This is a genomic window from Sphingobium yanoikuyae (assembly GCF_013001025.1).
GTDB lineage: Bacteria > Pseudomonadota > Alphaproteobacteria > Sphingomonadales > Sphingomonadaceae > Sphingobium > Sphingobium yanoikuyae_A.
The window spans coordinates 4,979,345-4,997,844 of the sequence record NZ_CP053021.1 but is presented as its reverse complement, the minus strand read 5'-3'; the positions used below and the strand labels follow the sequence as shown (position 1 = coordinate 4,997,844).

Here is an 18,500-nt window from a genome sequence, read left to right as displayed (position 1 = left end):
ATCACTCATCCGGCGATCGCAGCCGCACGCCTTGTTGCGTCGTAGCAACAATAAAAGACGTAAAAGACATGAAGCAGCAATAATATCTTGTGCGCCGCAGCGCGCGCAGGCATGGCCAAACTTGTTGAGGCAAGCTGGCCCACTTCCCCTGGGGGAAGCATAGAGGCAGGCGCCTGAACGCAGGCGGGACGATCGCAGAACCATCAAGGGGATTAACATGCGTAAGTCCATTCTCGGCCTCTCGGCCTTCGCTCTTGTTGCGCTGTCGGCACCTGCCATGGCCCAGGATGAGCCCGCTCCCGCGGTCACCGTCACCGGCAATGCCGCCGTCGTCAGCGACTATCGCTTCCGCGGCATTTCACAGACCAACAAGAAGATCGCGCTGCAGGGCGGCATCACCGTCACCCATGAATCGGGCTTCTATGTTTCGACCTGGGGCAGCTCGATCGACGAATATGTCGCCAACGGCTCGGACCAGGAACTCGACCTGATCGGCGGCTATTCGACCACGGTCGGCGGCGCGACGATCGACGTCGGCGTTCTCTATTATTACTATCCGGGCAATGCCGGCGCCAACACCGACTTCGTCGAGCCCTATGCCTCGATCAAGGGCACGTTCGGCCCCGCCACCGCCAAGCTGACCGCCAACTACGCCCCCAAGGCGAAGGCGCTGACCGTCGGCAATGGCAAGGAAGACAATCTCTACCTCGCCGGCGACGTCTCGGCCTCGATCCCCAACACCCCGCTGGGCGTGTCGGCGCATCTGGGCCACAGCTTCGGCCCGAGCTACCTGACCATCGGCAAGGAATATACCGACTGGAATATCGGCGCGACCTACACCTGGGGTCACCTGACCTTCGGCGTATCCTATGTCGACACCGACAAGTCGCTCTATTCGTCGGCAGGCCACAATATCAGCAAGGCCGGCGTGCTCGGTTCGCTCACCGCCTCCTTCTGATCCGCCTTCCCTTCGGGGATGAACAGGGCCGCGCTCTCCAGGGGGGATCGCGGCCCTTTGCCATATGCGGTGTTTACGGGTCGCCTTGGCCCGCGCCGCTGCCTATAAGGCGCCGATGCCTCCGATCGCCCTCCTGCTGCTCTTCGTCGTCACGATCGCGCTGATGGAGGGTTTTGCCTATGTGATGCACCGCTGGGTGATGCATGGGCCAGGCTGGTTCCTCCATGCCAGCCACCACCGCCCCCGCACCGGCTTCTTCGAGGCCAATGACCTTTATTTCGTGATCTTCGCCATGCCCTCCATCCTGCTGCTGCTGGGCGGGGTGCAATGGGGCTGGGGCAATTGGGCGACGGCCGTTGGCGCCGGCGTCGCCGCCTATGGCGCGATCTACCTGGGCTTCCACGACATCATCGTCCATCAGCGGGTGCGCCACCGCTATGTCGCCCGCTCGCGCTACATGAAGCGGATCGTCCAGGCGCATCGGCTGCACCATGCGGTCGAGACCAAGGACGGCACGGTCAGCTTCGGCTTCCTGATCGCGCCCCATCCCACGGACCTGAAACGCGAACTGGCGCGGCGCGGCCGGGCCGGCGTGCGCGCTGCCAGGGATTGGCAGCCCGGCACGCGGGACTAGATCCGCGCGACATCGGTGGGGAGCGGCCATTCCACCTACGTCATGCTGAACTTGTTTCAGCATCTATCAAGCCTAACAAGCCATTGGTCTATTGGGAAAATGGACCCTGAAACAAGTTCAGGGTGACGATGATGGGATGGGCCGCTTCTGGTCGCTTCTGGTCGCTTCTAGACCATCTTCCCCTGCAAGGAGGAATTTGCGACCGACTTTAGTCGTCAGTTGTCAAAGCCGAAGATCGTCATTGCGAGCGTAGCGAAGCAATCCATCTCGCGCCGGGATTGCTTCGCTACGCTCGCAATGACGGGAGACAGTCGTCAGCCGCCCTTTCCTATTCGGTCATTCTCTGCTCCACCCTTGTCCATGGACGAAAGTGCCCGCCAATCCATGCGCGACATCCCGCCAATGGCTGGCCGGCGCCTGACTGGCGCACCCTTGTCGCGTCACTGTCGCTTCGGGCGCGCGTCAGCGACGCGTCGCGTTCTGCCCGGCTGTCGCGTTACAGGCGCGCCACCGGCGCGCGGCAGGCGCATATCTGGCGCAAATAGGGTGAATCACCCCGATAACGGTGTGAACTTCGGCGGACATGAAACTGTCGCGTCGCGAACCGGACTGGGCAGGCCCCTATCCGCGCAGCGCGCAGGGGACGATGCTGGATGGATCAGGGCGGGCAGTGCTGCGGCGGAAGCGGGCCATATAGCCACCGGCGGTCGGCTTGGCGATCATCTCCTCCAGCCGGAAGCCCATTGCCGCCAGTTCGCAGGTGAGCAGGCGCCGGGGCGTGCCATGCTGGTCGGTCGGCCGGTCGGCATCGACCACGATCAGTTCGCCATCGGCTTTCAGCGCGGGGCTGAGGTGCCAGAGGAACGCATAGGGTTCGGCGATCTCATGATACATATGGACCATGAAGATGCGGTCGAAGCTGTTCTCGGGCAGCTTGGGATCTTCAGGCGCGCCCAGCTTCACGCTGACATTGGTCCAGTCCTCGCGAGTAATGCGGCGGCTGAGCGCATCGATCACCTCGGGCAATATATCCTCGGCCAGCACCCGGCCTTTGGCGCCAACGCGCTTGGCCAGGCGCACGGTATAATAGCCCTCGCCAGCACCAATGTCGGCAATGGTCATGCCCGGCCGGATGCCGGCCCGGTCCATGATATCCTCCGCCTCATTGACCCGGTCGCGCGCCTCCTCGCTCGACCAGCGGGTCGACACGATCGGCGCCACCGGCCGGTCGGCGCGGGGGAAGGACGCGGCGCCGGCCGCGCGTTCCGACTGGTTGCCGCCCGACCACTGGCCACAGGCAGCCAGCAGGAGCGACGCCCCCAATGCGGCCACCTGCCGGTGGATCATTAATCCACATCCTCCACGTCGACCTTCTCGCCCGTGACCTTCTGCGACAGGGCAGCGGCCATGAACGGATCGAGCGCGCCATCGAGCACATCGTCCGGCGCGGTCGAGGTGACACCGGTGCGCAGATCCTTCACCAGCTGATAGGGCTGGAGCACATAGGAGCGGATCTGGTGGCCCCAGCCAATCTCGGTCTTGGCGGCATAGTCGGTCGACGCCGCTTCCTCGCGCTTGCGCAGTTCCGCCTCATACAGGCGGGCCTTCAGCATGTTCATCGCGGTGGCGCGGTTCTTGTGCTGCGAGCGGTCATTCTGCGACGCCACGATGATGCCCGAGGGCACGTGGGTGATGCGGACCGCGGAGTCGGTGGTGTTGACGTGCTGGCCGCCCGCACCCGAGGCGCGATAGGTGTCGATCTTGAGGTCGGACTCCTTGACCTCGATATCGATATTGTCGTCGATCACCGGATAGACCCAGACCGACGAGAAGCTGGTGTGGCGACGCGCGGCGCTGTCATAGGGGCTGATGCGGACCAGGCGGTGGACGCCGCTTTCGGTCTTGGCATAGCCATAAGCATTCTCGCCCTTGATGAGGAAGGTGGCCGACTTGATACCGGCGGTTTCGCCCGCTTGATAGTCGACCAGTTCCACCTTGTAGCCGCGCCGTTCGGCCCAGCGGCGATACATGCGGCTGAGGATTTCGGCCCAGTCCTGGCTTTCGGTGCCGCCGGCGCCGGCGTGGATTTCCAGATAGGTGTCGCTGGCATCGGCCTCGCCCGCCAGCAGCGCCTTGATCTTGTCCTCGTCGGCGCGCTCGGCCAGCGCCTTCAGCGCAGCGATAGCTTCGGAGACCATATCCTCATCGCCTTCGGCCTCGGCCATTTCGATCAGTTCGGCATTGTCGGTCTTTTCCGCCTCGATCGCGCGGGTGGCGCCGATTGCGCTGTCAAGACGGGTGCGCTCGCGCATCACCTCCTGCGCCAGCTTGGCATTGTCCCACAGGGTCGGATCCTCGACGCGGGCATTCAGCTCGTCCAGCCGGCGCAGCGCACGGTCCCAGTCGAGGAAGCGGCGCAGCAGGTCCAGCGCGGCGTCGATACGGTCGATATATTGCTGCGCTTCGGCGCGCATGGGAGGTCTCCAGAATCTCGTGGCGTCCAGCGTCAGCTACCCGAACGCATCAAACGCCTGCCCCTATCCCAGGCCGGGCTTTTTGGGAAGATCAATCCGCCGGAGGGGCGGCGCGGCAAAGGTCCGAAATCTGCCGGACATAATGGCATCTTAGCCCGATGGCGCAGACCGCCCCGCGCGAGGGCGGCGCATCAAGGGGGAAAACCTTTTTCCATGAAAGGCGATCCCATGAACCCGACCACGCCCATGCCGGCGACGCACAGCCCGGCCACCCTCTATATCCTGCTCGACGCCGTGCGTTGCTGGGCAGCGGCGCGACGCCGACACCGGCCGGCGATGGCCCAGTTGCACCTGCGGCTGCGGCGCTATGGCTGCGAACAGCTTTCCCCTGCGCTCGACAGCCTGTTGCGGCTGGGCGAGCAAGTGACCGGCCATGGGCTGCGCACCGGCCGGGGGCCGCGCCTGAGCGAGGACGAGAATCTGCTGATCGACCTGTTGCAGGCGCGCTGGACCGGCCCCGTTCCCTATGCCTGTAGCGAGGCGATCGCCTGCGCCTTCTGCTATGCGGTGCGATCGACCCAGATATTGCTGGCGCAGGCGCTGGAGAGCCGGCGCGGCGGCGCCACCAGCCTGTCGATCCGCGACGCCAATCCGCGCCACTGCTGAGGATAAGAGGGCGGGCGCCGACGCGCCCGTCCCTCAATAGATACCGCCCTGGTCCTGCAGGAAGTCGGCGTCGTTGCGCTGGCGAGTGCGGACGGCATCCGCCTTGGCCGCGACCTTGGCCTGGGCCTCCGCCTCTTCCTTGCGGATGGTGCGGCGCGGTTCGGATTCGGGCTTGAACGCTTCCCAGATGACGGCGGGCTTGGGCTCGTCGGTCGGCCAGGCGCCATAGACGCGCTTGCCCGAACGGCGGTCGATCGCGACCATGCGGATGCCGGCCGGGGCGATGAAGGGCGTCTTGGGCATGGTCTCCAGGATCGGGGCCATCGCCTCCTTCCAGATCGGCGCGGCGATGCGGCCGCCCTGTGCCCAGCCGCCCAGGCTACGCGGCTGGTCATAGCCGATATAGACGCCGGCAACGAGGTCGGGCGAGCCGCCGACGAACCAGACATTGGTCGGGCCATTGGTGGTGCCGGTCTTGCCGAACAGGGGGCGCTTGAGGTCCGCCAGCACCGTCGCGGTGCCGCGCTGGATCACGCCCTCGGTGATGTGGACGACCTGATAGGCGGTCATCGGGTTCATCACCTGGCGCCCCTCGAACCCGAAGCGCGGCATCGGCTTGCCGTCCCAATTGGCCATGTTGCAATTGTCGCAGGGATGCCAGCGTTCCGGCCAGATCACCTTGCCGCGCCGATCCTGGACATAGTCCATCAGCTTGGGCGCGAATTGCCGCCCCTGATTGGCGAGCGTGGCATAGGCGTTGACCATCCGCTCCACCGTCGTCTCGCCCGCGCCCAGCGCGAAGGACAGATAGGGCTGATAGTCGCCGATGCCCATATTCTTGATGGTGCGCACGACCCGGTCCATGCCGGTCTGGCTGGCGGCGCGCACGGTCATCAGGTTGCGCGACTGCTCGACGCCCCAGCGCATCGTCTGCGGACCGGCGCTGCCGCCTGAGAAGTTGCGGAAGCATTTCTGGCCAAGGCCCGCGCCCTGATAGACGCACAAGGGACCGTCGACGATGATCGAGGCCGGCGTCATGCCATTGTCGAGCGCGGCGGCATAGACGAAGGGCTTGATCGTCGAACCCGGCTGGCGCTGGGCCTGGGTCGCACGGTTGTAGGAGGAAAGGCGATAGTCGAAGCCGCCCTGCATCGCGCGGATGCGGCCCGAATGCACTTCCTCCACCACCATGCCGCCCGACACTTCGGGAATGTTGCGCAACGCCCAGTTGGCGCCGTCGCGGGCGACGATGATCAGGTCGCCCGGCTTCATCGCCGAGATGGCGGGACCGCCGGTGCGGCGATAGGGCAGCTGCGCCAGGCTGGCGGGCAGCGTGCCGGTGGTGCCGTCGGCAAAGCCGATCTGCGCGCCGCTGCGGTCGCGGCTGATGACGGCGGCGACGCGCCAGCCGGCATAATCGACGCTGATGAAGCTGGCGGCAATTTCGCGTTCCCAGCCCTTGTCGGGGTCGATATGGCCGACCGGGCCGGACCAGCCGCGGCCGGCGCCGAAACGCAACAGGCCGTTGCGCAGCGCGGTCTGGGTATGGTCCTGCGCGACGGGATCATAGGGGCTGCGCACCCACAGGCCGCCGGCATAGACGCTATTGGGGCCATCCGCCGCCTTTTCGCCGAACTGCTGGATCAGGCGACGGCGCACCTCCTCCATATAATAGCCGCCGGCATTGGCGTCGAAACTGGAGCCGTGCGCGGCAACGGTGCCGAGCGGCAGGGCGATAGCGGCGTCGCGCTGGGCCGCGCTGATCCAGCCATTCTTCTCCATCTCGCCCAGCGCCCAGTTGCGACGATCGATCGCGCGGGCATGGCCGGTGGTGCTTTCAGGGCGATAATTGGCCGGCCCCTTGGGCAGGATCGCCAGATAGGCCATTTCGTGCAGCTGGAGATCGGCCACGTCCTTGTCGAAATAGGCCCGCGCCGCCGCCTGCACGCCATAGGCGTTCCGGCCGAGGAAAATCTGGTTGAGATAGAGTTCGAGGATCTGCTGCTTGGTGAGAACATTTTCCATGCGCCAGGCGAGGATCATTTCCTTCACCTTGCGCGTGGGCGAATATTCATCGCCGATCAGCAGATTCTTCGCCACCTGCTGGGTGATGGTGGAGCCGCCACGGGCGCGCTGGCCCGAGCCGAGCTTGCTGGCATAATCGAACACGGCGCCGGCAAAACCGGGAATGTCGACGCCATGATGCTCGAAGAAGGTCTTGTCCTCGGCCGCCAGATAGGCGTGGATCAGCTGCTGGGGATAATCGCTATATTGCAGCTGGACGCGGCGCTCGCGCGCATAGCTGTGAACCGGCTGGCCATTGATGTCGCGCACCATGGTCGGCAGCGGCGGCTCATATTCCAGCAGCGAGGTCGCGTAGGGCAGGCCGCGCGCAAAGATCAGCCAGAACAGGAAGATGGCGAACAGGAAGCCGCCCAGCAGGATCGCGGCCCAGCGGAACAGGCGGCGCTGCCACAAGGGCTTCAACCGGTCGGCAATGCCCCCGGCGCCACGGCGCAGGCGATAGGCGAAGGACGATGCGGGCGGATTGGAACGGGCCTCTTCCATGGTGGAAGAGGCTCTAGAGCCTGATCGCCTGAGATGGAAGCGCTTTGCGTTTCCATCGATGGCGTGAATCAGGCTCTACATCCTGACTCCCGGTCAAAAGTCCTTCAATACCAGTACCGATGCGCGGATAGGCGCGTCAGCCGCCCGACCGGCCGCTGCCCATGGCGAGCTTGCGCGCGAAATGGACGTCGATGGCACGGGCGACGCCGCGCGCGATCGCCTGCTGTCCCTCATGCGAGGAGAGGAAAAGGGCATCATCCGCATTGCTGATATAGCCGGTCTCGAACAGGACCGAGGGCGTGTCCGGGGCCTTCAGCACCATCAGCGAGGCGAAGCGGTGATAGGCGCTGCGGAACGGCACATAGGGCGCCGCTTCCCGTTGCAGCAGCCGCGCAAAATTGGCCGAGATGTTCATCGATTCCCGCTGCGTCAGATCGATGAGGATCGAGGAGACGTCGCCGGACTGGTTGCCGAGATTGACGCCGTTCAGCACATCGGCCTTGTTCTCGCGCGCGGCGAGCCGGGCCGCTTCCCGATCCGATGCGGTTTCCGAGAGGGTATAGACGGTGGCGCCATGGGCATCGGCATTTTCCGCCGAATCGGCATGGACCGAGATGAAGAGATCGGCACCCAGCTTGCGGGCGATGCCATAGCGTTCCTGCAGCACGAGGAAGCGGTCATCGTCGCGGGTCAGGGCCACGCGCACCCGGCCGGACTTGACCAGCTGGTCCCGGATCGCCTGCGCGATCGCCAGCGTCACATCCTTTTCGCGCTTGCCATTATCCTTGTTGATGGCGCCCGGATCATGACCGCCATGGCCGGCATCAATCACCACCAGCGGGCGCGATCCGTCGCGCACGCCCTCAATCGCGGGCAGATCGACGCCGCGTGCCACCGGCGGGATCGGCACGGTGATCGAATGAATGCGCTTTTGCGGCCGGGCGCTCATATTGGCGGGCGCGTCGAAGCGCAGCCGCCCCTGCCCCACGGCGGTGCGGAACCGGCCGTCGGTCACATTCTGGAGCGAGAAGCTGAGCGACTTGCCGTCGGCCGCGATCTGCGGATCGCCGAGCGTTGCCGGCGTCGTCAGGTCTAGCACGATGCGCGCCATGGTGTCGCTGAGCTGGCCCTGGCGAATGCCACTGACCGCAGCATTGGAACCGGCATAGCGGCTGGCACCGGCCTGCGCGCCGGCAACATCCAGCGCGATGCGGCGCGGCCCGTCGAGCAGGAAGGCGGACGCGCCCTCCACCCGATCGTCGAACCGAACGGTGACGCGGTCGCCCTGCACATCCACGGCCGCGATACCGCCGGCATCGCCGGGGGTCGCTGCCAGCATCGTCGTTGCCAGCGCAATTATGTTGAGCATGCGCCGCTTGTGCAACGCGCGCCCATCGGCCGTCCAGCCAATTTTCATGACGTCTATCCGTCCAGCGTCCCCACGCTGAATTTCGGATTAAGCATCGGCTGTTGTGACGGGGTAAAATGAAACGGTTAATATCGGTTTCAGCATGAATCGCCGGCCGGCCGATCAAGGTCATCATAAAGACATAATCTTTTCAGGGACCGTTGCTCCCCGCGCCCATGACTGCTACCCCTTCACATTCCGGGAGGACCGACCATATCAATAAGGTCCTTTGCGGATCTTGATTATTTGCATCGGCGCGCGCCTGTCGCTCGAGCCGATGCGCAACAGGTTGACGCTGCATGAGGCATGACTTTCCTTCCACGCTGGCCCCGATACCGGGTGCTGTGGCGTGGATGGTCCGGCCCGGCGCACTGTCCGGCCCTGCCGACGCAGCAGACACGCAATTCTTCCTTCAAACCTGGACGATGCCGCCTCGCGCGCCGAACCCGGCGCGCGCACGGCCGTCCCATCACTATCGCGTGGCGGCCCGGCCCAGTGCCTGCGGCCGCCATCGCCGGAGACACATAAATGACAATGCGTATGCTGATCGATGCGCGCCACCGGGAAGAAACCCGGGTCGCGGTCGTCAAGGGAAACCGGATCGAGGAATTTGACTTCGAATCCGCTGAGCACAAGCAGCTCAAGGGCAATATCTATCTCGCCAAGGTCACCCGCGTAGAGCCTTCGCTCCAGGCGGCCTTCGTCGATTATGGTGGCAATCGCCACGGCTTCCTCGCTTTCAGCGAAATCCATCCCGACTATTACCAGATTCCGCGCGAAGACCGCGAGGCACTGCTGCGCGAGGAACGCGCGCATGCCGAGGAAGAGGCCGCGCTGCGCGCCGATTATGACGAGGATGAGGACGCCGCCGGCGACGATGGCGTCGAGGTCGTGGAAGCGACCCATCATGACGATGAGGAACGCGCCCACGAAGCCGAAGCCAGCGAAGGCGAAAGCAACGAAGGCGGCCGCCCGAACCGGCGCAAGCGCGAAAAGGGCGACGACGCAGCCGACGAGCTGCGCCGCAAGCGCATGGCGCTGCGCCGTCGCTACAAGATCCAGGACGTCATCAAGCGCCGCCAGGTGCTGCTGGTGCAGGTCGTCAAGGAAGAGCGCGGCAACAAGGGTGCGGCGCTGACCACCTATTTGTCGCTGGCCGGTCGCTATTGCGTGCTGATGCCCAACACCAGCCATGGTGGCGGCATTTCGCGCAAGATCAGCAATGCGGCCGACCGCAAGCGACTGAAGTCGATCATCGCCGAAATGGCGCTGCCTTCGTCGATGGGCTGCATCGTGCGCACCGCCGGCCTGCAGCGCACCAAGCCCGAGATCAAGCGCGACTTCGACTATCTCGCCCGGCTGTGGGACGAGATTCGCGAGAAGACGCTGCGCGCCGCCGCGCCCGAGCTGATCCATAACGACAGCGACCTCATCAAGCGGGCGATCCGCGATATCTACAACAAGGATATCGAGGAAGTGATCGTCGAGGGCGAGCATGGCTACAAGGCCGCCAAGGACTTCATGAAGCTGCTGATGCCGAGCCATGCCCGGCGCGTGAAGCAATATGCCGACGCGGTGTCGCTGTTCCAGCGCGCCAGCGTTGAGGACCAGCTGGCGGCGATGTACAATCCCGTGGTGCAGCTCAAGTCCGGCGGCTATCTGGTGATCAACCCGACCGAGGCGCTGGTGTCGATCGACATCAACTCGGGCCGGTCGACCCGCGAGCATGGCATCGAGCAGACCGCGGTCGCCACCAACCTGGAGGCGGCGCGCGAGATCGCCCGCCAGCTGCGCCTGCGCGACATGGCAGGCCTGGTCGTCATCGACTTCATCGACATGGAGATGAACTCCAACATCCGTAAGGTCGAGAAGGCGATGAAGGAGGCGCTGAAGGACGATCGCGCCCGTATTCAGGTCGGCCGCATTTCGGGCTTTGGCCTGATGGAAATGAGCCGCCAGCGTCTGCGCACCGGCGTGCTGGAAGCATCGACCCGCCAGTGCCCGCATTGCGAAGGCACGGGCCTGGTCCGCACCGCATCGTCGGCGGGCCTGGGCGCGCTGCGCATGCTGGAGGAAGAGGCCGCCCGTGGCCGTGGCAGCGTCATCACGCTGCGCGCCAGCCAGGAAGCCGCCTTCTACGTCCTCAACAACAAGCGTCGCGAACTGGACGAGATCGAACAGCGCTATGGCGTGCGCATCGTCGTCCTGCCCGATGGCGAGATCGAGGGCGCCCGCATGTCGGTCGAGCCCAGCGGTCCGCGTCCCGAACGCGTCGTCACCTATGCCCCGCTCGCGGAGGAAGAGGATGACCTCGACGTGATCGAGGACGAGGAAGAAGAGGAAGAGATCGAGGAAGAAGCCGCCCCCGAACGCCAGGAGCGTGGCGAGCGCGGTGACCGGGGCGAGGAACGCGAAGGCGGACGCCGCCGTCGCCGTCGTCGCCGTCGTCGCGGTGGCCAGCGCGATGATGCGCCGGGCGAAACCGGCGAAGACAATGGCGCCGAAGATGGTGAGGAAGGCGAGGAATCGGCCGAAATCGAGACCGATGCCGAAGCTGTTGCCGCCGAGCCGGCCGCCGAAGGCGAGGATGAAGGTGACAGCCGTCGTCGTGGTCGTCGCGGTCGCCGTGGCGGTCGTCGCCGTCGCGAAGGTGGCGAAGCGGGCGCCGAAGCCGGTGAGACCGCTGGCGAGGACGGCGCTGAGACGGTGATCGAAGCCGAAGCGGCCGCGCCTGTCGAGGAAGCTCCGGTTGCCGAAGCAGCGCCGGAAGAAGCCCCGGCCGAGGAAGCGCCCAAGACGCGCCGTCGCCCCCGTGCCCGCAAGGCGAAGGACGCGGCGGCCGAACCGGCTGCCGTCGAAGCGACCGAAGCCCCGGCCGAGGTTGTTGCCGAAGCGCCCGCCGCCGAGCCGGTTGCCGAGGAAGCGGCCGAAAAGCCCAAGCCCAAGCGCACCCGCAAGAAGAAGGCGGATGTCGAGGCCGAAGCCGCTGCGGCAGCCGAAGCGCCCGCTGTCGAAGCGGTTGCCGAGGAAGTGGCCGAAAAGCCCAAGCCCAAGCGGACCCGCAAGAAGAAGGTCGAACCGGTCGCCGAGGAAGTCGCCGTCGAGGCCGCGCCGGCCGTGACCGAAGTCGCTGCAGCGCCGGCCGAGGCTGCGCCGGCCAGCGAAGCCGTCACTGCCGACCCCGCTGCCGAGGTCGAGAGCGACGAGAATGGCGAGCCGCGCCGTGGCTGGTGGCAGCGCACCTTCGGCCAATAAGGCCAGGGCACAGGCCTGAATGAAACACGCCGCCATCCAGCCCCAGGGGTCGGATGGCGGCGTTTTTCGTGGCTTCACTTGTTTCGTGGCTTCACTTGATGTTCAGGGCGAGAAGGGCATAAATCGGGCCAATGCCTGTTCCCCTTCCCCATCAAGGCTTTGCATGATGACGCGGTGGCTGCGCCTGACGGCGCTCCTGCTGGGGTCGCTGATGCTGATGGCGCGGCCGGCGCTGGCCCAAAGCATCCTGCGCGATGCCGAGACCGAAGCCTTCATGGCGGACATGTCGGGCGATCTGGTCAAGGCGGCCGGCATGCAGCCGCGCAATGTCCAGGTGATGGTGATCAACGATCCGGAGATCAACGCCTTCGTCGCGGGTGGCCAATATGTCTGGGTGCATAGCGGGCTGATTGCGCAGGCCGACAATGTGAACCAGTTGCAGGGCGTGGTCGCGCATGAACTGGGCCATATCGAGGGCGGCCATGTGATCCGCACCGACGGCATCAAGGAAGCGACCAGCATCACCTTGCTGAGCCTGGTGCTGGGCGCGGCGGCGATCGCGGCGGGCGGCGCGGAGGCCGGCATGGGCATCATGGGCCTGGGCCAGCAGGTCGGCATGTCCAAATATCTCGCTTTCTCGCGCGCGCAGGAAAGCTCCGCCGACCTTGCCGGCGCGCGCTATCTGAGCGGCGCGCATCTGAGCGGCAAGGGCAGCCTGGAATTCTTCAAGAAGCTGCAGAATCAGGAATATCGCCTCGCGATCCCGCAGGACAATAGCTATGGCCGCACCCACCCGCTGTCGGGCGAGCGCATCAATGTGCTGCGCGAAGTCTATACGGTCGATCCGGCCTGGGACAATCCGCCCAATCCGCAGCTGGAAGCGCGGTTCGAGCGGATCAAGGCGAAGCTGATCGGCTTCGTATCGGAGCCGCAGCAGACACTGCTCAAATATCCCGAGAGCGACCGGTCGATCCCGGCCCATTATGCGCGCGCCTATGCCTGGCATAAAAGCGCCTATCCCGAGAAGGCGCTGAGCGAAGCGGACGCGCTGCTGACGGCGGCGCCGCATGATCCCTATTTCCTGGAGCTGAAGGGCCAGATCCTGCTGGAGAGCGGGCGGCCGGGCGAGGCGATTCCACCGCTGCGCGAGGCGGTCGCCAAGACGCAGCAGCCGCTGATCGCGGTATTGCTGGGCCATGCGCTGATCGCGACCGAGGATGAGAAAAATTACGCCGAGGCCGAGACCGTGCTGCGCAATGCGATCGCGCGGGACCGCGAAAATCCCTTCGCCTGGTATCAACTGGGCGTCGTCTACGAGCATCGCGGCGACACGCCGCGCGCCGCGCTGGCCAGTGCCGAGCGCTTTTCAATGATCGGGCAGGACAGTATGGCACTGCGAAGTGCGGACGCGGCAATGCAGGGATTGAAGCCCGGAACGGTTGACTATCTGCGGGCGCAGGATATCGCGATGGTCTCGCGGGCTGCCGTCGAGCAGAAGCGGAAGAGAAGATGACAGATCAGACCCGGCCCAGCTTTCGTGCGGCCCTATCCAACAGGAAAATGCAGATGACCCTGGGCGCCCTCGCCTTGATCGCTGGTGCCGCCGGCACCGCCCTTGCCGTGCAGGCGCCCGGCAGCGTCTCCACCGGCGACAAGGCCGCGATCGAAAAGATCGTTCACGACTATATATTGGAGCATCCCGAGATCATCCCGCAGGCGATCGAGAAGCTGCAGGCCAAGCGGATGGAAGGCACGATCGACGCGAATCGCCAGACGATCGAGACGCCCTATGCCGGCGCATGGGAAGGCGCGGCCAATGCCGATGTCACCGTGGTCGAGTTTTTCGACTATGCCTGCGGCTATTGTCGCGCCTCGCTGCCTGACCTTGCCAAGCTGGTTGGCGCCGATGCCAAGGTGAAGATCGTCTATCGCGAATTGCCGATCCTGTCGGAGGAAAGCTCCGACGCGGCCAAGGTGTCGCTGCTGGCGGCCGAACGCAATCGCTACATGGTCTATCACAAGGCGCTCTATGGCGCTGGCAAGGTGACTCGCGAATCGATCATCGGCGCCGCCACCCAGGCCGGAATCACCAAGGCCGATGCCGAAGCGGCGATGGCGTCGAGCAAATATGATGCCGAGTTGCAGTCGAACATCGCCCTCGCCCAGAAGCTGCAGGCGAGCGGCACGCCGACCTTCGTCATCGGCAACCAGGTGCTGAACGGCGCGGTCGGCTATGATTCGCTCAAGGACGCGGTGACGAGCGCCCGCGGGAAGTAAGCCCGAGAGCGGTTCGGGCGGGACAAGCAGGGGTTTGCGGGGAAGCGCGGCGCAGCGCCATTGACTTCCCCGCCCCTTTTCCCTATCGGACGGCCCCTGACTTGCGGTCGCCCCGTGTGGCGGCCCTTTTTTGTCATACCTGATTCTCTAGTTTGTTTGAGGAATGAACGATGAAGCGCACTTTTCAGCCGAGCAATCTGGTTCGGAAGCGCCGTCACGGTTTTCGCGCTCGCATGGCGACCCCCGGTGGCCGCAACATCATGCGCGCCCGTCGTGCCCGCGGCCGCAAGAGCCTGAGCGCCTGAGCGACCTGACGCCGCCGGCCGCGCCTGCCATCATGGGCAAGCGCGCGGATTTCCTGGCGGCGAATCGGGGCCGACGCGCGCCCATGCCGGGATTCGTCCTGCTGGTGCGTGAGCGCGGCGATGGCGATCCGGCGATGCGTATCGGCATCACGGTGACCAAGAAGATAGGCGGCGCTGTCATCCGCAATCGGATGAAGCGCCGTTTTCGCGTCCTGGCACGCGAACTGCTGCCTGTGCATGGTGTGGCTGGTGCCGACCATGTGCTAATCGGCCGTGCCGAAGGCGTGGAGCGCGACTTCGCGCTGCTGCGCGGCGAACTGGAAAAGGCGCTGGGCAAGATATTGACCCGCCCCGAAGGCCAGGGCCGCCCGCCCCGCCGCAAGGGCGATTCCCGACCCGCGCCCCCAGCCGCGAAGACCGGCCAGCCGGCATGATTGCCCGGCTGCTGATCCTGATCGCGCGCGCCTGGCAGCTGGGTCCGTCCCGCATCCTCCCCCCCACCTGTCGCTATGCCCCCTCCTGTTCGGAATATGCGATCCAGGCCGTCGGCAAATATGGTGCGATCAAGGGTAGCTGGCTGGGGTTCAAGCGGCTAATGCGTTGCCACCCATGGGGTGGTTCGGGCTATGACCCGGTCCCCTGAGACATTGACGAGTATAGACGGCGGAGCCGAATAGCGTGGACGACAAGAAGAATATCATTCTGGCGGTGCTGCTGACCGCCGCGATCCTGTTCGGCTGGCCCTATATCTCCGAACATTTCTTCCCGGCGGCCAATCCGCCCGCGACGAAGATCGAGGGCGGCAAGACCACCCCGCTGACCCCGGCGGGCGAGGCCCCGGCGCAGGATGCATCGACCGCGATCCGCGATCGCGCGCTGGTGCTGAAGGAAACGCCGCGCGTCGCCATCCGCACGCCCAAGATCATAGGCTCCATCAACCTGAAGGGGGCGCGCATCGATGATATCGTGCTGCCGACCTACAAGGAGACGATCGCCAAGGATTCGCCGGCGATCCGCCTCTATAGCCCGAGCGGCACCAAGGACGCCTATTTCGCCGGCTTCGGCTGGCAGGGCGAGGGCATCAAGACCCCCGACGCCAACACCGTCTGGACCGCCAGCGGCACCGAACTGACCCCCACCAGCCCGGTCACGCTGAGCTGGAACAATGGCGCGGGCCAGAATTTCGAGATCCGCTATGCGATCGACGAAAATTACATGATTTCCGCCGCGCAGAAGGTGTCGAACAGCGGCACCGGCGCGATCGCGGTCAAATCCTATGGCTATGTCAGCCGTGCCGCCCCCTCGGCCGATCCCGACACCTGGACCATCCATGTCGGCCCGATGGGCGTGTTTAACGGCGCGGCCAATTATGACGTGAACTACAAGGATCTGGAAAAGGGTCCGGCCAGCCAGAGCTTCCAGTCGACCGGCGGCTGGATCGGCTTCACCGACAAATATTGGCTGTCGGCGCTGATCCCCGACCAGAAGGACGCCTTCACCGGTCAGATGCGCAAGGGTGCAGGCACCCAGTTCCAGACCGACATCGCGCTGGCGCCGGTCATGCTGGCTCCCGGCAAGGCGATGACCCAGACCAACCGGCTGTTCGTGGGCGCGAAGGAAGTGAAAACGCTGCAGGCCTATGAGCGTGCCGGCGTGCCGCTGTTCGACCGCGCGATCGACTGGGGCTGGTTCTACTGGTTCGAGCAGCCGATCTTCGCGCTGCTGCACTGGCTGTTCGAGACGCTCGGCAATTTCGGCGTCGCCATCATCTGCCTGACCTTCTGCGTCCGCGCCCTGATGTTCCCGGTCGCCCAGCGCCAGTTCGCCAGCATGGCGGCGATGCGCGCGGTGCAGCCCAAGATGAAGGCGCTGCAGGAGAAATATAAGGACGACAAGCAGCAGCTGCAGCAGAAGATGATGGAGCTGTACAAGCAGGAGAAGGTCAATCCGCTGGCCGGCTGCCTGCCCATCTTCATCCAGATCCCGATCTTCTTCGCGCTCTACAAGGTGCTGCAGCTGACGATCGAAATGCGCCACCAGCCCTTCGTGCTGTGGATCAAGGATCTGTCCGCGCCCGACCCGCTGCATATCCTCAACCTGTTCGGCCTGCTGCCCTTCACCCCGCCCTCCTTCCTGGCGATCGGTGTGCTGGCGCTGCTGCTGGGCATTTCGATGTGGCTGCAGTTCAAGCTGAACCCGGCCCAGATGGACCCGATGCAGCAGCAGGTGTTCGCGATCATGCCGTGGATGATGATGTTCATCATGGCGCCGTTCGCCGCCGGCCTGCTGGTCTACTGGATCACCAACAACTGCCTGTCGATGGCGCAGCAATGGTGGCTGTACAAGCGCCACCCCGTGCTGAACACCGCGACGGCCACCAAGTAAGGAAAAGGAAATCCTCCCCGAAAGGGGGGGATTTTTTCGATATGACAGAAGACGACAACACCGCCCTGATCGAGGAAGCCCGCAAGCTGTTTTCCGGGCCGATCAGCTTCCTCAAATCCGCGCCGACGCTCGACTATCTGCCCGACATGGCGGTGAACGAGGTCGCCTTTGCCGGCCGATCCAATGTCGGCAAATCGTCGCTGCTGAACGCGCTGACCAACCGCAATGGCCTCGCTCGCACGTCGAACACGCCGGGCCGGACGCAGGAACTCAACTTCTTCGACGTCGGCGATCCGCTGCGCTTCCGCCTGGTCGACATGCCGGGCTATGGCTATGCCAAGGCGCCCAAGGATCTGGTCAAGAAGTGGCGGTTCCTGGTGAACGACTATCTGCGCGGACGCGCGGCGCTCAAGCGTGCGCTGGTGCTGATCGACAGCCGCCATGGCATCAAGGATGTCGACACCGACATGCTGGACATGCTCGACGGCGCGGCGGTCAGCTATCGCATCGTCCTGACCAAGAGCGACAAGATCAAGGCGAGCGAACTGGTCGCCGTGACGCAGCGCACCGCCGATGCGATCCGCAAGCGCCCGGCCGCCCATCCAGAGATCATCGCCACGTCGAGCGAAAAGGGCATGGGCATTCCCGAGCTGCGCGCCGCCGTGCTCGAAGCCGTAAGCCAGGGATAAGCCGATGAGCGACGATGACTATGTCTATGACGAGGCGAGCGGCGAATGGATCAGCGCGGCGGATGCCGCCGCCAGGGCCGACGCCGGCGATGCCGTGGAAGTGCGCGATTCGGTCGGCAATCTGCTGGCCGATGGCGACCAGGTGACGCTGATCAAGGATCTGGTGGTCAAGGGCGCCGGCCAGACGCTGAAGCGCGGCACGCTGATCAAGTCGATCCGCCTGACCGGCGACGCGCAGGAAATCGACTGCCGCTATGACGGCATCAAGGGGCTGGTGCTGCGCGCGGAATTCGTGCGCAAGCGCTGAGCGCCTTCAGAACAGGCTATATTGGCCGCTGCCGCGCAGTAGCCATCGCCCCAGCAGCTCATGATGGGTGCGGCCGACATGGCTGCATAGCAGCACGAAATCCTCCACCCGCCAGTGGAAGCCGCTGATCCGCTGGGTGGCCGGGGCACTGTCGCGATAATAGAGCGTCTGGTGCGGGTTGAAGCTCCAGCCCGGACGGGCGCCCACCCCTGCCCGCTTCATCGCCAGCGCCACCTTGCGCTGCAATTCCCGGAGCGGCGGCAGCGCATGCGCCGGCCGCAGCGCGGCCGATCGGCCACCCTCGCTCAACTGATCCAGCGACAGATCGAAAGGATCGGCCAGGATGCCGGTGAAGCTGCGGTGCATCGCCTTCACCAGTGCATAGGGATAATCCGGCCAGTCGTCGGTAATCCCCAGCGTGATATGCTGGTGCGCCGGCAGGATACGATGGGCATCGGGCGCCAGCGTCTCGGCAAAATGGTCGATCTGCCGCGTGATGCGGGTCGGCGGCTTTAGCGCCACGATCAGGCGATAGAGCGACGGCGTGCGGGCAAGCATGGCGAACATCCTCCGA

The 18,500-nt window shown here is 65.0% G+C and carries 17 protein-coding genes; 12 read left to right on the top strand and 5 right to left on the bottom strand.

Translation table 11 applies throughout. From position 1 onward, the window contains the following. The first annotated feature begins 217 nt into the window (after window positions 1-217). On the top strand, window positions 218-958 hold the full coding sequence (locus HH800_RS24125) for a TorF family putative porin (protein WP_069335594.1): 741 nt from the start codon (window positions 218-220) through the stop codon (window positions 956-958). 115 nt (window positions 959-1,073) lie between these two features. Next, entirely contained in the window at window positions 1,074-1,592 is a 519-nt protein-coding gene (locus HH800_RS24120; RefSeq protein ID WP_029547609.1) for a sterol desaturase family protein, read from the top strand. A gap of 621 nt (window positions 1,593-2,213) precedes the next feature. Here the strand turns inward: HH800_RS24120 and HH800_RS24115 are convergent. Both HH800_RS24115 and prfB read right to left on the bottom strand, forming a co-directional pair. Beyond that, entirely contained in the window at window positions 2,214-2,939 is a 726-nt protein-coding gene (locus HH800_RS24115; RefSeq protein WP_169862890.1) for a class I SAM-dependent methyltransferase, read from the bottom strand. Beyond that, window positions 2,939-4,066: a peptide chain release factor 2 gene (prfB, locus tag HH800_RS24110; RefSeq protein ID WP_004210053.1), complete on the bottom strand. Its 1,128-nt coding sequence runs from the start codon at window positions 4,064-4,066 to the stop codon at window positions 2,939-2,941. The genes HH800_RS24115 and prfB overlap by 1 nt, the downstream gene beginning before the upstream one ends. Before the next feature lie 228 nt (window positions 4,067-4,294). Between prfB and HH800_RS24105 the strand changes: the two genes are divergently transcribed. After that, a complete protein-coding gene (locus HH800_RS24105; RefSeq protein WP_169862888.1) occupies window positions 4,295-4,732 on the top strand; it encodes a hypothetical protein in 438 nt (145 codons plus the stop codon). Window positions 4,733-4,765: 33 nt separating this feature from the next. On the opposite strand, the gene HH800_RS24100 is transcribed toward HH800_RS24105, so the two are convergent. After that, window positions 4,766-7,300, bottom strand: a complete 2,535-nt coding sequence (locus HH800_RS24100) for a penicillin-binding protein 1A (RefSeq protein WP_169862886.1) — start codon at window positions 7,298-7,300, stop codon at window positions 4,766-4,768. Window positions 7,301-7,436: 136 nt separating this feature from the next. Then, complete coding sequence (locus HH800_RS24095) at window positions 7,437-8,717, bottom strand: N-acetylmuramoyl-L-alanine amidase (RefSeq protein WP_169862884.1); 1,281 nt, start codon at window positions 8,715-8,717, stop codon at window positions 7,437-7,439. A gap of 519 nt (window positions 8,718-9,236) precedes the next feature. Between HH800_RS24095 and HH800_RS24090 the strand changes: the two genes are divergently transcribed. From HH800_RS24090 to HH800_RS24050, 9 genes are all read left to right on the top strand, one after another. Then, complete coding sequence (locus HH800_RS24090) at window positions 9,237-11,963, top strand: Rne/Rng family ribonuclease (protein ID WP_235681959.1); 2,727 nt, start codon at window positions 9,237-9,239, stop codon at window positions 11,961-11,963. A gap of 166 nt (window positions 11,964-12,129) precedes the next feature. Further along, window positions 12,130-13,476 (top strand): M48 family metalloprotease, encoded by a 1,347-nt coding sequence (locus HH800_RS24085; protein ID WP_169863424.1) that lies wholly within the window; start codon window positions 12,130-12,132, stop codon window positions 13,474-13,476. Next, window positions 13,473-14,240: a DsbA family protein gene (locus HH800_RS24080; RefSeq protein ID WP_169862883.1), complete on the top strand. Its 768-nt coding sequence runs from the start codon at window positions 13,473-13,475 to the stop codon at window positions 14,238-14,240. Before HH800_RS24085 ends, HH800_RS24080 begins: the two co-directional genes overlap by 4 nt. A gap of 170 nt (window positions 14,241-14,410) precedes the next feature. Continuing rightward, window positions 14,411-14,545 carry a 50S ribosomal protein L34 gene (gene rpmH, locus HH800_RS24075; RefSeq protein ID WP_004210039.1) on the top strand — a complete coding sequence of 45 codons (135 nt, stop codon included), beginning with the start codon at window positions 14,411-14,413 and terminating at the stop codon, window positions 14,543-14,545. Window positions 14,546-14,577: 32 nt separating this feature from the next. Further along, window positions 14,578-14,979 (top strand): ribonuclease P protein component, encoded by a 402-nt coding sequence (gene rnpA, locus HH800_RS24070; protein ID WP_037518557.1) that lies wholly within the window; start codon window positions 14,578-14,580, stop codon window positions 14,977-14,979. Beyond that, a complete protein-coding gene (gene yidD / locus HH800_RS24065; protein ID WP_004210035.1) occupies window positions 14,976-15,188 on the top strand; it encodes a membrane protein insertion efficiency factor YidD in 213 nt (70 codons plus the stop codon). The genes rnpA and yidD overlap by 4 nt, the downstream gene beginning before the upstream one ends. 35 nt (window positions 15,189-15,223) lie before the next feature. After that, window positions 15,224-16,930: a membrane protein insertase YidC gene (gene yidC / locus HH800_RS24060; protein WP_169862880.1), complete on the top strand. Its 1,707-nt coding sequence runs from the start codon at window positions 15,224-15,226 to the stop codon at window positions 16,928-16,930. Window positions 16,931-16,971: 41 nt separating this feature from the next. Then, the gene (gene yihA, locus HH800_RS24055) at window positions 16,972-17,619 is read left to right on the top strand and encodes a ribosome biogenesis GTP-binding protein YihA/YsxC (protein ID WP_004210031.1); all 648 of its coding nucleotides are present in this window, start codon (window positions 16,972-16,974) and stop codon (window positions 17,617-17,619) included. A gap of 4 nt (window positions 17,620-17,623) precedes the next feature. Further along, complete coding sequence (locus HH800_RS24050; protein ID WP_004210029.1) at window positions 17,624-17,926, top strand: alkylphosphonate utilization protein; 303 nt, start codon at window positions 17,624-17,626, stop codon at window positions 17,924-17,926. Between the two features lie 6 nt (window positions 17,927-17,932). Here HH800_RS24050 and HH800_RS24045 read toward each other — a convergent pair whose 3' ends face one another. Beyond that, window positions 17,933-18,484 carry a 2'-5' RNA ligase family protein gene (locus HH800_RS24045; protein ID WP_169862878.1) on the bottom strand — a complete coding sequence of 184 codons (552 nt, stop codon included), beginning with the start codon at window positions 18,482-18,484 and terminating at the stop codon, window positions 17,933-17,935. Window positions 18,485-18,500: the final 16 nt, after the last annotated feature.